The organism is Pseudodesulfovibrio sediminis (genome assembly GCF_020886695.1).
Classification (GTDB): domain Bacteria; phylum Desulfobacterota; class Desulfovibrionia; order Desulfovibrionales; family Desulfovibrionaceae; genus Pseudodesulfovibrio; species Pseudodesulfovibrio sediminis.
In genome coordinates this window covers 1,573,131-1,591,406 of the sequence record NZ_AP024485.1, presented here as the reverse complement: position 1 = coordinate 1,591,406, position 18,276 = coordinate 1,573,131, and the positions used below count along the sequence as shown (strand labels likewise).

Annotated in this window: 14 protein-coding genes; 4 read left to right on the top strand and 10 right to left on the bottom strand. The window is 56.0% G+C overall.

Features of this window, described 5'->3' with window-relative positions; genetic code table 11:
• Positions 1 to 2 precede the first annotated feature (2 nt).
• Complete coding sequence (locus tag SRBAKS_RS07645) at positions 3 to 632, top strand: queuosine precursor transporter (RefSeq protein ID WP_229595773.1); 630 nt, start codon at positions 3 to 5, stop codon at positions 630 to 632.
• A gap of 119 nt (positions 633 to 751) precedes the next feature.
• Here the strand turns inward: SRBAKS_RS07645 and SRBAKS_RS07640 are convergent, their stop codons facing one another.
• The gene (locus SRBAKS_RS07640) at positions 752 to 2,527 is read right to left on the bottom strand and encodes a glutamine--tRNA ligase/YqeY domain fusion protein (RefSeq protein ID WP_229595771.1); all 1,776 of its coding nucleotides are present in this window, start codon (positions 2,525 to 2,527) and stop codon (positions 752 to 754) included.
• 141 nt (positions 2,528 to 2,668) lie between these two features.
• Positions 2,669 to 3,376, bottom strand: coding sequence for a substrate-binding periplasmic protein (locus tag SRBAKS_RS07635; protein WP_229595769.1), 708 nt, complete (start codon positions 3,374 to 3,376; stop codon positions 2,669 to 2,671).
• Positions 3,377 to 3,607: 231 nt separating this feature from the next.
• Here SRBAKS_RS07635 and SRBAKS_RS07630 point away from each other — a divergent pair, with 231 nt between their 5' ends.
• From SRBAKS_RS07630 to SRBAKS_RS07620, 3 genes are read left to right on the top strand one after another with little or no spacing between them, the layout of a single operon-like run.
• Entirely contained in the window at positions 3,608 to 4,426 is an 819-nt protein-coding gene (locus SRBAKS_RS07630) for a nitroreductase family protein (RefSeq protein ID WP_229595765.1), read from the top strand.
• Between the two features lie 21 nt (positions 4,427 to 4,447).
• A complete protein-coding gene (locus SRBAKS_RS07625; RefSeq protein WP_229595764.1) occupies positions 4,448 to 6,874 on the top strand; it encodes an acetate--CoA ligase family protein in 2,427 nt (808 codons plus the stop codon).
• 49 nt (positions 6,875 to 6,923) lie between these two features.
• Entirely contained in the window at positions 6,924 to 7,733 is an 810-nt protein-coding gene (locus SRBAKS_RS07620; protein ID WP_229595763.1) for a substrate-binding periplasmic protein, read from the top strand.
• A gap of 98 nt (positions 7,734 to 7,831) precedes the next feature.
• Here the strand turns inward: SRBAKS_RS07620 and SRBAKS_RS07615 are convergent, their stop codons facing one another.
• The 8 genes from SRBAKS_RS07615 to SRBAKS_RS07580 all read right to left on the bottom strand — a co-directional run bounded on the left by SRBAKS_RS07615 (position 7,832) and on the right by SRBAKS_RS07580 (position 18,070).
• Positions 7,832 to 9,145, bottom strand: coding sequence for a TRAP transporter large permease (locus SRBAKS_RS07615; protein WP_229595761.1), 1,314 nt, complete (start codon positions 9,143 to 9,145; stop codon positions 7,832 to 7,834).
• A gap of 1 nt (position 9,146) precedes the next feature.
• Positions 9,147 to 9,635 carry a TRAP transporter small permease gene (locus SRBAKS_RS07610; RefSeq protein WP_229595760.1) on the bottom strand — a complete coding sequence of 163 codons (489 nt, stop codon included), beginning with the start codon at positions 9,633 to 9,635 and terminating at the stop codon, positions 9,147 to 9,149.
• Positions 9,636 to 9,699: 64 nt separating this feature from the next.
• Positions 9,700 to 10,698, bottom strand: coding sequence for a TRAP transporter substrate-binding protein (locus tag SRBAKS_RS07605; RefSeq protein ID WP_229595759.1), 999 nt, complete (start codon positions 10,696 to 10,698; stop codon positions 9,700 to 9,702).
• 100 nt (positions 10,699 to 10,798) lie between these two features.
• The gene (locus SRBAKS_RS07600) at positions 10,799 to 11,806 is read right to left on the bottom strand and encodes a TRAP transporter substrate-binding protein (protein WP_229595758.1); all 1,008 of its coding nucleotides are present in this window, start codon (positions 11,804 to 11,806) and stop codon (positions 10,799 to 10,801) included.
• Between the two features lie 51 nt (positions 11,807 to 11,857).
• The gene (locus tag SRBAKS_RS07595; protein WP_229595756.1) at positions 11,858 to 12,451 is read right to left on the bottom strand and encodes a TetR/AcrR family transcriptional regulator; all 594 of its coding nucleotides are present in this window, start codon (positions 12,449 to 12,451) and stop codon (positions 11,858 to 11,860) included.
• Between the two features lie 350 nt (positions 12,452 to 12,801).
• On the bottom strand, positions 12,802 to 14,487 hold the full coding sequence (locus SRBAKS_RS07590; RefSeq protein ID WP_229595754.1) for an FAD-dependent oxidoreductase: 1,686 nt from the start codon (positions 14,485 to 14,487) through the stop codon (positions 12,802 to 12,804).
• A gap of 86 nt (positions 14,488 to 14,573) precedes the next feature.
• Complete coding sequence (locus SRBAKS_RS07585; RefSeq protein ID WP_229595752.1) at positions 14,574 to 16,919, bottom strand: diguanylate cyclase; 2,346 nt, start codon at positions 16,917 to 16,919, stop codon at positions 14,574 to 14,576.
• Complete coding sequence (locus SRBAKS_RS07580; protein WP_229595750.1) at positions 16,919 to 18,070, bottom strand: sensor histidine kinase; 1,152 nt, start codon at positions 18,068 to 18,070, stop codon at positions 16,919 to 16,921. Before SRBAKS_RS07580 ends, SRBAKS_RS07585 begins: the two co-directional genes overlap by 1 nt.
• Between the last annotated feature and the right edge of the window lie 206 nt (positions 18,071 to 18,276).

Sequence of the window (18,276 nt, the reverse complement as noted above, 5' to 3'; positions counted from 1 at the left end):
AAATGGAAAATCTGGAACGCAAGGCATATGCCTTGCTCATCAGCCTGTTTATCGGCGGGCTCGTTGTGGCTGCGCTCATTTCGAGCAAAATCATTACCATCTTCGGCCTGACCGTTCCCGCCGGGGTTCTGGCGTACTCCCTAACCTTTGTTGTCTCGGATGTCATCAGCGAGGTTTGGGGCAAGGAATTGGCAAATGAAGCCGTGACCTGCGGGTTTGTCACTCTCATCTTCATCACCGCTCTTGCGTGGCTGGCTGTCTATTGGCCTGCCGCGTCTTTCTGGCAGAATCAGGACGCATTCGCCGGTGTTGTGGGGAACACGCCGCGCATCGTGGTCGCGTCCCTGCTGGCATATATCGTTAGCCAGAAGCATGACATCTGGCTGTTCCATCTGCTGAAACGCCGCATGAATGGCCGTTTTTTGTGGCTGCGCAATAATCTTTCCACCATGGTTTCCCAGCTCATAGATTCATCCATCTTTGTCACTGTTGCCTTTTATGGCGTGTTCCCGGTGGGAGAGGTCATCTTCGGTCAATGGTTGGTGAAGTTGCTGATCGCGGCACTTGATACTCCGATAGTCTACATACTGGTCGCCGCCCTTCGTGAGCGGGTGCAGCCGGTTGCCGCGTAGCGGTCGTATCCCCCGGCATTGCTGAAGCCTCAGACTTCAGGGGCTCTTCCCGAAAATGAAAATCCCCGGCAGCTGCAGGCTGCCGGGGATTGTTTGTATGGAGTTGTCAGCGCGGTACGCTATTTTTCCAATTTCTTCTGAATCTTGGCCCAGCTGTCACGCAGGGTGGTGGTGCGGTTGAAGACCATGGTTTTACCGGGCTTGTGGTCCTTGTTGTCCGAGCAGTAATAGCCGGTGCGCTCGAACTGGAAGTTCACGCCCGGCTCCATGTCGGCCAGCGCCGGTTCAACGTAGCATTCGGGCAGGACTTCCAGTGAGTCGGGGTCAACGTAGTCCACAAAGGTTTTGCCTTCTTCGGGAGCACCGGGGTTATCCACGGAGAAGAGGCTGGTGTAGTTGCGCACCTCGGCTTTGAGACCGTGGGTGGCAGAGACCCAGTGCATGGTTCCTTTGACCTTGCGTCCACCTTCCAGCCATCCGCCCTTGGTTTCAGGGTCGTAGGTGGCGCGGATTTCCGTGACATTGCCCTCTGCGTCGGTGTCGTAACCGGTGCACAAGACGTAATATGCGGCGCGCAGTCGTACTTCGCGGCCCGGCCCCATGCGGAAGAATTTCTTGGGCGGATCTTCCATGAAGTCGGAGCGTTCTATCCACAGCTCCCTGGTAAACGGCACTTTGCGGGTGCCGTAGGAATCATCTTCGGGGCTGAGCGCCACATCGAACTCATCCACCTGATCTTCGGGGTAGTTCTCGATGACCAGTTTGACCGGGTCCATGACGCCCATATAGCGGGGAGCGCGTTTGTTGAGGTCTTCGCGGACGCACGCCTCAAGCAGGGCGTATTCAACCGTTGAATCCGCCTTGGCAACGCCGATGCGGTCGCAGAAGTCGCGGATGGATTCCGGGGTGAAGCCACGCCTGCGGAAACCGGAAATGGTGGGCATGCGGGGATCGTCCCAGCCCGATACGTGGCCTTCCTGCACCAACTGGATGAGTTTGCGCTTGGAGAGCACGGTGCCAGTGATGTTCAGGCGGGCGAATTCGTACTGCCAGGGGCGGTCTTTCAGACCGGGTCGTGCGGCCAGGTCTTCGTAGATCGCGCTGTTTTCACCGAACAGTTCAGGCTGTTTGAGGCCGTCCATGAGGGTGTCCACGCACCAGTCGTACAGGGGACGGTTGTTTTCGAATTCCAGGGTGCAGATGGAGTGCGTCACGCCCTCGATGGCATCGGACAGGCCGTGGGCAAAATCGTACATGGGGTAGATGCACCATGTGTCGCCGGTACGGTGATGGTCGGCATGCTTGATGCGGTACAGGGCCGGATCACGGAGCATGACATTGGGCGCGGCCATGTCTATCTTGCCGCGCAGAATGCATTCGCCGTCAGCCAGGTCGCCGGAGCGCATGGCACGGAACAACGTAAGGTTCTCTTCCACGGTGCGGTCGCGGTAGGGAGAGTTGATGCCGGGTTCCTTGAGCGTGCCCCGGTTCTCGCGGATTTCGTCGGCGGACTGGTGGTCCACATATGCCTTGCCCATCTTGATGAGCAGCTCGGCGATGAAATAGAGCTTTTCGAAATAATCGGAAGCGAACGGGTTGGCTTCCCACTGGAAACCGAGCCATGAGACGTCTTCCCGGATGGAGTCCACGTACTCGACGTCCTCCTTGACCGGGTTGGTGTCGTCGAAGCGCAACTTGCAGATGCCGTCATAGTCTCTGGCAACGCCGAAATTCAGGCAGATTGATTTGGCGTGGCCTATGTGCAGGTATCCGTTGGGTTCCGGGGGAAACCTGGTTTGGACACGTCCCTTGTATTTGCCGCTCGCGTTGTCAGCATCGATGATCTGTCGGATGAAATCTTTGCCCCGTTCCGGGGTATCAGGCTTGGCGCTCATGAAAAAACCTCGTTGTATATGATTGACCCTGCGGGTCTCCGTGTCGTTGTCTTGTGACGGACGCTGTCCGTGGCACTGGAAATACGGGAAATCGGATGAGTGGTCAACGCTCCGATGTCGGTCTGTCCCGAAGTTGTTTCCTTATTGAGAAGGGGGCTGGTCTGTCTTCAGCTGTGTGAAATAGTCCGCGATGATCCTGTCGAATACTCCCGATTCCGAGAGACGTTGAGCCGCCTCCGAGAGTTCCTTGACCCGAGCGGCCAACGGGGACTTTCTCGATACGGCGAAATAGACCGGGACGGCCTTGTCGTGGCAGTAGGTCGCCTTGGTTATCCGGGAGTTCAAGCCAAGGTCCGCGACAAGGTAGTCTCCGATGCTTTCAGTGATGATCACCGTGTCCACTCTACCTGCGGCGAGCATTTTGAAGTTGAGCTTGTCCTCATGTACGGGGGCTTTTCTCAGGCTTTGATCCGTATCAAATCGGTCGAAATAAATGGCGTCGTGTTGCACCCCGATAGTCAGGTTGCTCAGGTCTTCATAACTGACAATGTCTCGTGTGCCTGTGCGTATGTAAAAGGCTTTGCGTGATTTGGTTTTATAGGGAGGGGCAATGAAGATCATGGTTTTTTCGCGCTCAGGGCGTTTGAGTATCCCGCTGATCATGTCGGCTTGCCCTGTTTTCATCATGCTCAAGGCGCGTGACCACGGGCAGGGGAACAACTTGGGGGTCATTCCAACCTCTGCGAGCAGGGCTTGGACAAGCTCGATATCTATCCCGCTGATCTTTTCTTCATCGATGATTTTCCAGGGCGGGAAATGGTCCACGGCAACGACGACTTCCTGCGCCATGGCCGACCCTGAGATGAGCAAAAAAGCGAGGATTGTAAAAGTTGATAGGAGGTTGAGCATCTATTACATATACATGAGAGGGGAAAAGCGTGCAAGGAGGGTATAGCGAGGGGCAAAAAACTCCCTATATCTGGACGGCGTTGACCCCGTTGCTCTGGTCACGTAACTTTCCCGGTATTGTATATATTGAGTGTGTAGAGACTACCCTGCACGCCACACAAAGGAGCTTTTATGCCGCTTTTCACTATAAATCCCGACAAATGCAATAAGGACGGATTGTGCGCCGCCGACTGTCCGGCTGGTTGTATTGTCTTTGAAAAAGGCGCCCTGCCTGTCCCCCATGAAAAGAAACAGGCCTACTGCCTGGAGTGCGGCCACTGTGTCGCCGTGTGCCCCACGGACGCCATTGAGCTTGCCCGTTTTCCTGTGTCTGCCGTTCGACAGGACAAAGCCCTGAAAGTCTCTTTCGCGCAGGCCGAGCAGTTTCTCACTGGCCGCCGTTCCGTGCGTTCATTCAAGGACAAGCCCGTGGATCGGGAACAGATAGCCTCGCTGATCAAGGTGGCCGAATTCGCGCCGTCAGGGCATAACGCCCGCCCCACTCGCTGGGCCGTAGCCGCAACGCCTGAGGCCGTGGCGACCATTGCCTCTGCAACGGCTGAATGGATGCGGGGCGAGGTGGAGGCCGAATCTCCTGTGGCGGCAAAACTCCATCTGGCAGGGATCGTCCGTGCCTTTGACAACGGGCAGGATATGATCTGCCGTCATGCTCCGGTGTTGGCCGTGGCCTATGGTCCCAAACAGGGCGTCACCCCTCTGCAGGACGGCGTCATCGCCACCACCTATCTGGAGCTGGCGGCTTCGGCTGCAGGCCTTGGGGCTTGCTGGTGCGGCTATGTGATGGCTGCCGCGTCACTGGAATCGACCTTTGACAGCGTGTTGGGTGTGCCTGATGACTGTACCGTCTATGGTGCGTTGATGCTCGGTCATCCCGCGCGTCGGTACACAGCGATTCCGCCCCGTCCGGAACCGTCTGTTACCTGGTTGTAAACCCGTTCAAGAGAGAAACGCATGTCCACCAACTGTCACGCTTTCGGCTCCGTGGAAGTCTCCATCGATTTCACGGCCATCACCACATTGTTCAAGCAGGCCCATGCCGAAGGGCGCGACACCCTGTTTGAATACGAAGTGTACGATCTGTTGCGTCAATCCGGGGCCGAGACACCGCCCCGTGCGATCCTGCTGGAACGGGGCGCGCGTATCGCCGACGAGACCATCTCCGGCATGACCGGCGACAAGGTCGTCCTCAAGATCGTGTCGCCGACAATCATCCACAAAACCGAAGTGGGGGGCGTTCGTGTGGTGGAGAACACCCCGGACAAGATCCGTTCGGCCTGGCGGCGCATGTTGTACGAAGTGCCGGAACGAAGTGCGGACATGATCGAGCGGCGAGGCGGCGACAGTGCCGGTCCGTACGCCGGACTGACCGGCGAGAGCCTGATCACGGCCATCTCCCGGGATATCCGGGGCGTCCTCCTGGTCGAATTCATGCAGCCGGATTCCCAGGCTTTCGGCAATGAACTGATCGTGGGCATTCGCCGGACCCGCGAGTTCGGCATGATCCTCGGCGCCGGGTTGGGCGGCACCGATACCGAGCTGTATGCAGAGCGGTTTCGCAAGGGGCAGGCCGTGGTGGCCTCGTCCACGTCCCTGACAGATGGCGAGACGTTTTTCGAGCTGTTTCGCAAGACCCTGTCCTACAAGAAGCTGGCCGGGTTGACGCGCGGCCAGCGGCGCATCGTCACTGACGAGCAACTTATCGAATGTTTCACCTCCTTTATTGACATGGCCAACCAGTATTCACCGGACAACCCTGACGCGCCGTTCATCATCGAGGAGCTGGAGATCAACCCCTTTGCCTATGCGGATTACCTCATGGTGCCGCTGGATGGCATGTGTCGTTTCTCCAAGCCCGACGCATTGCCGGCAACCCGTCCTGTGGAGAAGATCGACAGGCTGCTGCATCCCAGCTCCATGGGAATCGTGGGGGTATCGTCTTCGCGTATGAATTTCGGTCGTATCATCCTGAATAACGTGCTCAAGGCAGGCTTTGACAAGGAGGAGTGCGTCATTATTCGTCCTGGTGTGGATGCAATCGACGGTGTGCGGTGCGTGGACAGTCTGTCCGCGCTGGACAGAAAGCTTGATCTTTTCGTGGTCGCGGTGGGTGCAGGGCAGGTTCCGGCTCTGGTCGACGATCTCATCGATCTTGACTGTGCCGAGTCGGTCATGCTCATTCCCGGTGGACTGGGTGAGACCGCAGAGAGCGAGGAGCGCGCACGAACAGTCATCAAAAAGATCAATGCCGCGCATGATCTGGGGGGCGGGCCCGTCTTTCTGGGCGGCAACTGCATGGGGGTGGTCTCCAGACCGGGAGCCTATGATACATGGTTCATCCCCGAGGAGAAGCTGCCGAAGTTCTCGTCCGGCAGGCATCACCGTGCAGCGTTCATTTCGCAATCCGGTGCGTTCATGCTCACCCGTCTCTCGCAGTGTCCCATTCTGGACCCGGCCTATATGATCTCCGTGGGCAACCAGACCGATCTGACGCTGGGTGATCTGGTGACCTATTTTGCCGACAGTGACGAGGTGGACGTGCTCGCGGTGTATGCGGAAGGGTTCAATGACATGGACGGTCTGGACTTCTGCAAGGGCGTGCGTCAGGCCGTGCTCAAAGGCAAGGAAGTGATTTTCTACAAGGCCGGACGGACCCCGGAGGGCAAGACCGCCACCAGCGGACATACGGCCTCGCTCGCCGGTGATTACGTGGTCTGCGAGTCCTGTGTGCGCCAGGCCGGAGCTGTGGTGGCCCAGTCGTTCACCCAGTTCGAGAACCTGTTCATGCTGGCCGAGCGGCTGCACGACAAGACCATCCTCGGCAATCGTCTGGCCGCGGTTTCCGGGGCGGGGTTCGAGGCCGTGGGCATGGCCGACTCCATCCAGTCCGATGATTATTCCATGGAGCTGGCACCGCTCTCGAAAGAGACAAAGGACCGCCTCGCCTCGTTGTGTGAGAAGAACCGGCTGGCTTCGCTGGTCACTGTGACGAATCCGCTGGATATCACGCCCGGCGCAAACGATCAGGTACACGCGGACGCTGTCCGTATCCTGGCTGAGGGCAACAGCGTGGATGCCGTGGTGGTCGGGTTGGACCCGCTGTCGCCGGTCATGCGCACGTTGGCCGACCCGGAGCACGCCGAATTTCAGTTGGATGACGAGCGATCCATCACGAACCTGCTTGAGGAGCTTCTCCCTGGTCTGGATACCCCGGTCATCGGGGTTGTTGACGGAGGGCGGTTGTATGATCCGTTGGTGGATCGGTTGAAGGAAGCGGGTTTGTGTACGTTCCGCACTTCGGATCAGGCGGTTGCCGCGCTAGCTCAATATATCGACGGGCGGCTCAACGCGGAACGAATCCGGAGACTTGCCGGGGCCTGATTTTTTCTGAACATGTTATTATTTTTTCTTGCAGGTTGGAGATACTGGCATGTTTGTCTATAGAGAGTCTGTGTTGCAGAAAAATAAACTTAGCATAGTGCTCCTGGCCATGTTGCCAATATTGCTGATTGTTCCGCCGTGCCGTGCTGAAACAGTACTCGTCGGGGTGGGGTATTCCATGCCTCCGTATGTGATCAGGGAGACGCAGAGCGGTCTTGAGGTAGAGATCATCAGAGAGGCGTTCAAAGCCGTGGGGCATGATGTCGAGTTCTCTTACCTGCCCAATCTGCGACTGCCTCTTGCCCTGAACGAAGGGCGGGTCGATGCCATTGCCGCGAACGTCGCCTATGACGTGAAATCGGAAGCCGCCGTTGTTGCCTTTGATTCGGAGGTCACGCTCAAATACCATAACTATGCCATTGCCCTGGCAGACAGAGACGTTCGCATCATACAGATCGACGATCTGAAAAAACTGCGGGTTCTCGGATTCAACAACGCCAGTAAATACCTCGGCCCGGAGTATGCAGCCATGGCAGCGACCAATGCAAACTACTCTGAAATTGCGGACCAGGCGCTACAGGTTCGACTGCTCTATAGCAAACGGGTCGATGTGGTGATCGCGGACAAACGGATTTTTCTCTATTGGCGCCAGTATCTGGAGAATTCACAACAGGCTGCTGCGTTGGGCATGGAGCAGCAGGTGGTGTTTTTTCCTGTCTTTCCCCCTGCCCCCAGGCATCTGTCGTTTCGGAGTGATTCCTTGCGCGGCCAGTTTAATGCCGGTCTGGATGCCATAAGGCAAAACGGCATGTATGCGACGCTGATCAAGGAATATGGTTTTGTCAAAACAAGTCATTGATTTGCCGGATGGTCACCCTGTCCGATTGATATGTTGTTATCAAAAAAGAGGCCCCGGAACGGATTCCGGGGCCTTGGTTTTTTGTGTGTGGCTGTGCGCTAGTACATCAGACCGGGCAGGAACAGGATGATCTGCGGGAAGATGAAGAGCAGGGCGATGCCGATGATGATGGACAACATGAAGGGCATGATCCCTTTGAACACGTCTTCCAGCGTTACATCCGGCGCTATCTTCTGGCACATTCCGTAGACCACGTACACGTTGATGCCCACGGGCGGTGTGATGACGCCCATCTCCGTGACCAGCACGATGATGATGCCGAACCAGATGGGGTCGTACCCCATGTTTGTGACTACCGGGAAAAAGACCGGAATGGTCAGCATGATCAGTGCCAGTGAATCCATGAAACAGCCGCCGATGAAGTAGATGGCGATGATGGCGGCCATGATGGCGAACGGGGGCAGGTCCATAGATCCGACCGCGTTTGCCAGATCAAAGGGGATACGCGTCACGGCCAGGAACTTGCCGAAGACCACCGCACCCGCGATGAGCACAAGCACCATGCAGGACGTGCGCAGGGTCTCGTACAGAGAGTTGACGAACGCCTGCCACGAGAGCTGCCGTTTTATGACAGCCAGGGTGAGCACGCCGATGACGCCGATGGAGGCCGCTTCCGTGGGGGTAAACCAGCCCTTGAAGATACCGCCGATGACCAGCACGAAGATGATCAGCGTATCAATGAGGTTGATCGTGGATTTGAGCTTTTCCTTCCAGGTGAAGGAATCCCCCTTGGGACCGAGCGCCGGGTTCAGGCGGCATTGAATGTAGATACCGATGATGAACAGGGCGGTCAGGAGCAGGGCGGGGAAGATGCCGGACACGAATAATGCGCCGATGGATTGCTCCGTCAGCACGCCATAGATGATGAGTACCACGGAAGGGGGCATGATCATGCCCAGTCCGCCACCTGAGGCCACGGATGCGGTGGCCAGGGAGTTGGCGTAGCCGTAGCGTTTCATTTCCGGGATGCCCACGGTGGACATGGTTGCTGCCGTGGCCGGGCTGGACCCGCACACCGCGCCGAACGCGGTGCAGGCCGAGACCGTGGCCATGGCCAGGCCGCCTCGTATGTCCCCCAGGAAATGATAGGCCGTGTTGTAGAGTCGTTTTGAAATACCGCAGTTGAAGGCGATCTGCCCCATGAGAATGAACAGCGGGATGGTGGACAGCTCATAGGCCGCAAAGGAGTCGTAGACATTACGCGACATGAGGTTCAGGCCGCCTTTCCAAGAGGTCAGGAGCGAGAAGCCGATGAAACCCACGAGCATCATGACGAACGCGACAGGCATGCGGGTCATGAACAGAAGAACCATGAGGGTGATGCCGATGATTCCGGCAGTGGTCGGGTCCATATTACGCCTCGTTTCCGGTGAAAAATTTGACGATGTCTTTAGCGAGACAAAGGGCGTATATGGAAAAGCCGAAGGAAAGCACATAGACAACGAGGTATTCGGGAAGTTCCAGATTCATGGAGACTTCGCCTGATTCACCCAGCGTCTGCGCATAGAGGAACATGCGCCAGGTGATGACGCCCACCAGAAAGAGCGTACACAGGTTCGTCATGAACTTGAGTATGCGGCGGGGGCCTTTTGAAAGTTTGCGAACAAAAATTTCCACACCGATATGGCTGCGTTGAAAATGGGTGTAGGGCAGGGCGAATCCAACGGCTATGACGCCGAGGATGGAGACGATCTCTTCGCATCCGAAAATGGGGGTGTTGAAAAGCCCTCGCATGGCGACATCAGCGCCGGTCATGAGGGCCATGGCAAACAGGCTGCACGCGGCGATTATCCGCATGGTCTTCTCGGTCATGCCGAGGATGCCCTTTTTCCGTTTTTCCATTTCTACTGATCCTTGTGACAAAAGCAGGGCAGGCGGTACTGCCTGCCCTGCTTCAATTTCAATGTTATTTCAGGGTGGACTGAGTGAACTCCAGGACTGCCTTGCCGTCAAGGCCCTTCTTGGAGGTGTCAGCGACATAACTGTCCAGAACAGGCTGTGCGGCCTTGACCCATTTGGCGGATTCTTCAGGGGTGAGTTCGACGATCTTGCCTCCCTGGTCCAAGAAGAACTGGCGGCCGTTGGTGTCGGCTTCGTCCCAGGCGGCAGCGTGCTTTTCCGCCCATTCTTTATTGATCTCGCGGATGATCTGCTGGGAAGCGGGATCAATGGATGCCCACTTGTCCTTGTTCATGACGATGAAGAAGACCGTGGTGTAGGCAACGTCAAAGGAGTCGGTGCCGAACTTGCAGACTTCACCCAGCTTGAAGGACTTGTTGGACTCAATGGGGTGCATACTGCCGTCCACCACGCCTTTTTGCAGGAGCTGGTAGTTCTCCGGCATGGGCTTGGCCACGGGGGTGCCGCCCAGCGCAGCCACAAGCTTTGCGGAGTTGCCGGTTGCACGGATTTTTTCACCCTTGATGTCTTCCAGAGTCGTGATCGGTTTGTTGACCGTGAAGAGCAGCCCGGGACCGTGTCCGTTGAAGTACATGACCTCGACGTCGGACAGCTCTGCCGGTTTGAAGTGTTCGTACACGGCGTTGGCGGTGTGTGTTGCCTGGGCTGCGGTCTTGTATCCCAGAGGGAGGTCTACGGCGGCCATGACCGGGAAGCGGCCACGGGAGTAAGCGAGACAGGACATGCCGATGTCGGACATGCCTTCGACAACACCGTCATAGCATTGTTTGGCCTTGGTCAGTGTGCCGCCGGGGTAGTATTCCACAACGACCTTGCCGCCGGTCCGCTTCTCCACTTCCTTGCACCACTCTTCAGCCAGTTTTGACTGGTGGTTGGTGGGTGGGAAGAAGTTGGAGTAGGTCAGTTTGGTTTCGGCCTGGCCCAGGGTGGGCAGAGCGACGCAGATAACGGCTGCGACCAGAATTGTTGCCAGAAGTTTTCTCATGTTCCCTCCGAAAGAGTACTGTGTTCCGAGGAGGGGCCGCCAGCCCCACCCATATATACAATGCCCCTGTCACGCCGCATGACGCACAGGGGCAAGTCCCCTATGGACTTTTTGTCATTTCAGCCTTGATGAATTCGACCACTTTCTTGCCGTCCACTTTCTTGCCTTCGCCCTGCTCATACGCTTCGAGGACAGGCTGTGCGGCTTCAACCCACTTGGCGGCTTCGGCGGCATCGAGTTCGGTGAAGTCGCCACCCTGCTTCTGCAGGAATTCCTTGCCGACCTTGTCGGATTCATCCCAGGCCTGGCCGTGCTTGACGGACCATTCCTTGTTGATCTGCTCGATGATTTCCTGGCTCTTGGGAGAGATCTCGTCCCATTTGTCCTTGTTGATGACCACGAAGAAGGTGGTGGTGTAGCCGACCGGGACGGTCATGGTGCAGTGCCTGACCACTTCGCCCAGCTTCCAGCCTTTGTTGGACTCCATGGGGTGAACGGAACCGTCTACCACGCCCTTTTGCAGGGACTGGTATGCGGAGGGCATGGGCTGTGCCACAGGCGTGCCGCCCAGGGCCTTGATCAGCTTTGCGGAGTTGCCGGTGGAGCGGATTTTCAGGCCCTTGAGGTCTGCCATGGTCTTGACCGGTTTTTCCGTGGTGAAGAGCAGGCCGGGACCGTGGGCGTGGAAGTACAGGACTTTTACATCATTGAATTCTGCGGGGTTGAACTCGGTGTACACCGCGTTGGCAACGCGAGTGGCCTGGACGCCGGTCTGGTAGCCCATGGGCAGGTCGACGGCGGCCATGACCGGGAACCGGCCGCGCGAGTAGGCCAGTGCGGATTGTCCGATGTCGGAGATGCCTTCGACCACGCCGTCGTAGGTTTGTTTTGCCTTGGTCAGAGTGCTACCGGGGTAGAAGTCGATGATGACATCCTTGCCCGTGCGCAGTTCCACTTCATTGCACCACTGCTCGGCCAGTCTGGACTGGATGTGGGTGGGCGGGAAAAAACTGGAGTAGGAGAGGCGGACGGATTCGGCGCTGGCCATTGAGGATAGCCCCAGAGTCAGCAGAAACAGTGCGGCTAGTGTGAGTAGGTGTTTTTTCATGTTCGTTCTCGCTTGATTGAAATTGATATAGGGAACAGGACGTGATTCGGCTCAGTCCTGTCTGGTTCCATTGTGCAGGGCCATGGCGACGGCGGTTTTGCGCACATCGGTAAAGGAGAGCACCTGCGTGCCCAGCGCGCTGTGAATGAGGTAGCCTTCGAATAACGCCGTGTTCAGCGCGCCGATTTTTTCCGGCGGAAAATCCGTCTCCAGGTGGTCGCGGACCAGATCGGCAAACACCTTGTTGGACAGGCGGTAGTCGGACTGGTTCAAGATCTTGCGCAGGGATTCGTTGGTAGCGGAATAGACCGTGAATTCTAGGAAGATGGCAGACCAGTCCTTGTCGGACACGATGGTCTCCAGAAAATCCCAGATGATGTGCATGGCCTGCTCCAGATTCTCGGCCTCGCGTATCCTGTCATGACGGGTGGCGCGGTACTGCTTGAACTTCTGCTCAACGATCTGGAGAAACAGTTCGTCCTTGGAATTCCAGTGACGGTAAAAGCTGCCTTTGGCGTACCCTGCATTGTCGGTGATTTCGGCTACGGAAGTGGAGGAAAACCCTTTTGAACCGAACAATTCAATGGCCGAAGCCATGAGCTCGTTCATGGTTTGTTGTGATTTTTCCTGTTGTTTTTTCGCCATGTTACACTTTTTCTGTTAGAATATGAATGCTGAATGACTTTCGGTCGCATTGTGACTCGCGGTCAAAAAGTGACCGATAGTCACTCAAGAGTTTCAGAGCTAGCACGCCCCCAAGAATAGTGTCAAGCAAAGGCGATATCAAAGTGGATATCCGAGGGTTCCGGCAGTGGGGTCATCGGTGCTGCGCAAAGGGAATGAAAGGCTGCCTGACAGCCTGTTGCCGCCCTGTCTTGGCCCCTGCATAGAGGGACTGCATGGTCTCGTAAAAAGGGGGATGATGGCCTGAAGACGGAGAGGAATTCACCTGTTGAAGAAGGTGCTTCCTCCCCGTCATCCAGTCGGGGATGTGCTTATTTCCAATAAGGATGTGCGATATCTTCGAAGGCGGACATGGCCGCTATGGAGCCTTCACCTATGGCGGTGACGATCTGTTGCAGGCCGCCGACAAGGTCGCCAGCGGCGTAGACGCGGGGAACGTTGGTCCGCATGTCCGGGCCGACCTTGACGAAGCCGTCGGGCTTGAGTTCCACGCCCATGGAGAGGGCCAGCTCCGTGGCAGGTTCCTGGCCGATGGCCACGAACGCACCGTCCACTGGCAGGTCGGTGACAGCTTTGGTCTTGAGGTTGCGTATTTTGAGATTGGTCACGCGCTGGTCATTGCCCTGTATTTCATCGACCACCGTGTCCCAGAGGACCGCGATGCCTTCGCGCTCGACCGAGTCCACAAGCGGCTGCTGGGCGCGGAAGGTGTCGCGGCGGTGGATGAGCGTCACCTCCACGCCAAGGTTCTTGAGGTGGAGGGCGTCGGTCAGGGCGGTATTGCCGCCGCCGATGATGGCCACGGATTTGCCTTTATACAGGTAGCCGTCACAGGAAGCGCAGTAGTTGATGCCGCGTCCGAAATAGGTGTCTTCGCCCTTGGCACCGAGCTTGCGGTAACTGGCCCCGGTGACAAGGATGATCGCTTTTGTGGAGTAGACGCCGCGCGTGGTGGTCACGGTGATGGTTTCATCGTTTTCGATGTCGCCCATCTCAATGGACTCCACCCCCTCGCCTTCATGGACAGGGACGTATTCGCGGGCGTGCTCGCTCATGATGTCCATGAGCTGCTTGCCCGGTACGGTGGCAAAACCGGGGTAGTTCTCCACAACGGGGGTGAGTGCCACCTGGCCGCCGATAATGCTTTTTTCCAGCACCACGGCCTTGAGACCGGCGCGAACGGCATAGATACCGGCTGTCAGACCGGCCGGGCCTGCGCCGATGATGACCAGGTCCACTTCGCCGGGTTCGATGGTGCCGAACCCCTTGGGGGCTTTGTCTCCTTCCTGACCGGGCAGAGCACCTTCCTTGAGCAGCTCCTCGGCGGATTTGAGATACACCAGCTCCACCGCGAAGCGCTCTTCGGGCAGGAGGCCGAGGGCCTCGTGCGCGCCTTCGTTGATAACGGTGTGCGGAACGCTGCCGACGTTATAGTGCTCCGTGAGTTCGGGGTTTTCGTTCATTTCGATGCATTCGGCCGTAACCAGATCAGGCTTGGCAATGGCGCATTTGATGGCGTTCATCGCTTGCCCGGGGCAGTATGGGCACGTGGGCGAGACAAATACCTGAATCAGTCGTTTGTCGTGTAGTGCCTCGATGATGGGGGCAGAGGTCTCGGACAATGCGCTCATCTTGAGAGAGACGAGCATGATGGCGGTAATGAACGCCTTGCCTTCCTCGCCAAGGGGCGCGCCAAGGAAGCGGATGTGGTATTCATCCGGGTTGATGCACAGGGTCGGCGAGGCCGTGACCCCGAGCTCGTCGGCTCTGGCCGAGGGGATTGCAAACTCGCGCACAGTGATCTTGTCTGTCAGTCGGGCCAGATCAGTACAGAACTTGACCGTATAGTCGGAAAATTCGTCGTTGACTCCGGGCTGGGTAAAGACCTCAAGTATCACGTCATCCTTGAGGTCCTTGAAGGTTTTGGTGAGTTGGTCCTGAACGTCCTTGGGCAGGAACCAGTCATCGTCTTTATCGCGCTTGAAATGGGGTGCCATGGCTGACCTCGTTGGTTCTATGTGATAATCAATCTTATTTGCAAGATATTCAGTGAGCGTATTCTCGTCAAGGGCAATGGGGAAAATCAGTGTTTTTCGACCCTGTTGCGTCCATTGTTTTTCGCTTTGTAGAGTGCTTCGTCCGCGCGTTTGAGAAGCGGTTCGATGGAGCTGTCTTCATCGAGTATGCCGGTCAGGCCGATACTGATGGTGTAGGGAATCTGATTGCCATGCACGGAAACCGGATTGGATTCGATGATGGAGCGGAGCCTTTCTGCCGTGCGTTCTCCCGCGATGTTGCTGGTCTGGGTGAGCGCGGCCAGAAACTCTTCACCGCCCACACGGCCGAAAACATCTGTGGTACGCAGAGTGGCCTTGCACCGTTGAACGAGATCCTTGAGAACTTCATCTCCATCCGGGTGACCGAAGCTGTCGTTGATTTTTTTGAAATGATCGATGTCGATGGAGAGCAGAACCATGGGGGTGGAGTACCGCTTGCACCGTTCAAATTCCGCCTGAAGACGGTCCATGAAATGACGGCGGTTGCTGGCGCCGGTCAGGGGATCGGTGGAGGCGAGTCGGCGCAGTTCTATTTCCATGGTGCGGCGATCCGTGACATCCCAGTTGACGCCGGTCATGGAAAAAGGAACGCCATCTTCGTTGATTCGTAGCGACGCCGCAGCGCGGATGAAACGAACGGAGCCGTCGGGCCAGACGATCCTGAATTCGGTGTCGAACCGTTTCTTTTCTGCAATGCAATCGGCCAGCTCGCGCTCGATTTCGGGGAGGTCCTCCTCGTGGAGCCGTGTTCTCCAGGCATCATAAATGGAATCGAACTCGCCGGGGGTGACCTTGTAGAGTTCATGCATTTTGTTATCCCATATCGTGTCGTCGTCCAACAGGTCCCATTCCCAGATGCCTATGTTGCCTGCATCGGTTGCGAGGTCGAGTCTCTCTGCCGCCTCCCGAAGCGCTTCCTCCTTGGTCTTGAGATCTGTCATGTCCCGGGCTTCGATAGAGACGAATTCTATTATCCCTTCCTCAATGGAAACCGGATGGTAAAACACGGCCATGAACCGTTTGCCCAGTGTGGGGAAGTTCACCCATGTTTCCACTTTGATGACTTCACCGTTGAACGTCTTGTCCACGTTTTTATGTAATCGTTCATCAAGGACAGTGTCCTCAAGTATGCCGTGAATAGAGTGCCCGATGATCGCTTCCTGTTTGATCCCAAAGGCTTTTTCGTAGGCGTCGTTGACCATGACGAACCGATGCTCCTGATCAATCAGGGAAATGAGGTCCGGCGATGAAGAGATGATACGTTCGTAACGGATCAGTGTTTTTTTGGCCAGCTCACGCTCTTTGTCCTGCTTGATCAGTTTGGTTGTCAGGCGCGCAAAATCCTCGTTGGCTTTTTGCAGCTTGGCTGTTCTGTCCTGGACTCGTTCTTCCAGCCGGTCGTGCGCCTTTTCCATGGCTGTGATGGCCCGCTTTCTGTGCAGAACGCTTGTGGTGCCATCCATGACCAGATCAAGTTGGCGGATATCCTCTTTGGTGTATTCCGTGTCCTTGTTGCCCACGCCGGCCACAAAGGTGATGCGTTTCCCCTCGAATACGGGAATATTCATATGCCTGATGATCGGGACATGGCCTTCTGGGTGGCCTCTCTTGTTCGGACACGCCATATAATCATTGGTTATGATCGGTTTTCTTTGTCTGACAGCATTGCCCCAAAGTCCTGTGTCCTCGATTTTGAACACACGAGGCATTGATTTTATTTTGCATTGCCTCAGTGCATCTGTGGACCAGGCGTGCAGAGACAGTTCAGTTTCATCTTCGTTCAGGTGGAAGATGTAGCCGAATTCGCTGTCAGTCACTTTGACGATGGCGTCCAGTGCGAAATTCAGGATATCCTTTTCAGGCTTATGGATCATGCCCGAAATGGTGTAGAGCATCTCGAAACGAATCTCGTCCAGTTCCAGTTCTTTGAGTGCCTGCTTGTGCTTGGTGATGTCCGTGAATGTGATCAGCGCTGCTTTTGATCCGCCGTACTCAATGGGTTTGGCGCTGAAACTGGTCCATATGGTCGAGTTGTCCTTGCACCGTAACATGAGCGGATATCCGGAGATTATTTTTCCTTGTTTGAGTTGTTTCAGCAGGGTGAGGAGGTCCTGTCTGTTGCAGATGATACTGGATGCGTTGAGCTTGACTATTTCCTCTGTGGTATACCCGATGATCTGGGAGGCTTCACTGTTGGGCACCAGAATGCTGCCATCAAGACCGATGACGGCCATTCCGCCTGGAATGTTTTCGAAAATGAGCTTTTCAAGGGTCATGTCCATGGCACATTCGGCCACTTCATTTTCCGTTTCCAGCTTTGCCAATCGCGTCCGGGCGATTTCAAGTTCTTTTTTCAGATCGGGTAAAGTCACTATGCAGACCTTTCCGCAGATGCGGCGGGAAGCGTAACCGTGAAAGACGTTACATTGTTTTCAGAAGTAAAGGCGATTTCGCCACCCAGGTATCCTGTCGTAAGAAGCTTCATGACGTAGGTTCCAAGACCGCGATCTCTCGACTTTGTGGAGACGTATCGCTTGAACATCTGCTTCTGGATGTTTTCCGGTATGACGCCGGGGTTGGTCACGGTGATAACAGTTCTGCCATCGGTTGAATCAGAGCAGGAAAGCGTGATCGTGCCTGTTTTCTCGTGCCAGGCTTCCAGGGCGTTGCTCAGCATGTTGTGCACGACATGGCCCAGAAGGCGTTTGTCTGAGATGATGGTTTTTGTGGTGACGGAAATATCGACACAGCTGTCCTGGGTGTTGCGTTGAATGCACTCATCCATGGCTATCTGTTTGAAATACGGTTCGGCCTCGATGGTTTCCATTTTGGCTGTCAGTCGATTATGTTCGGCAGCTTCTACATCCCGGTGGTAGAGCACGTCGCGCAAGGTGCGCTGGGAAGACTCGATGAGCAAGGGAAAGAGGTCGGAATCCACAGGATCGGATTCGATAATTTCCGTCAGGGTGGCAATGCCCCCAACGCCGTTTATGAGACTATGATGAAACGTCCTGTTGAGATAGCGCAGCCTGAGCTCATGACTGATGTCCATGATGAAGACCAGTATGAGGGGGTGCCCATTGAATTGCATGGGTTGTGTAAATACCTGTAAATCCAGAGGGACTTCAGTTCCATTTTCCAGACGCACAAGGCGGCATTCCTGACAGTCGGCATGGCCGTTGAGACTCTTGATGATAGCCTGGGCCGCACCGCAGACATTACAGAAATTTGAACAGCCGCAGCCCGCCTTGACTGCTCTGGCATTGATACAGTTCAGTGCTTCTCCTGGCCGCAGTCCGATTATGTCCATGACGTCCTCTTTTTGGGCAAGGTCCTTGAACTCTGTGTTGCAGTGGATTATCTGGCGGTGCTCATTGATAATGGCCATGCTCATGGGAAGCGCGTTGAACCAGCCCAGTGTGGGTTCCTCCCGCAATTGCATTACGAGTTTTTCAATGGTTTCCCTGGTGTCTCTTTCCGGCGAGGCAAAATGGGTTGTAAGGCCGATTCCTGTTTTGTGCATGGTGTATCCTTTTGGCCCTGAAAGGGGATTGAACGATCAATGGGTCAAGGGTGTTCATTCCCCCTTTTCAAGGCGAGTATTTATGATACGTGAAACGCGGGTTAGGTCAATGGGGGTTTTACCCATTATGACCTGGTATGAGCCAATTCCAAAGGGTCATGATCGTGTCCTTTTACAGGTTTTGAATGGTGAAAGGGAGGTCGCCT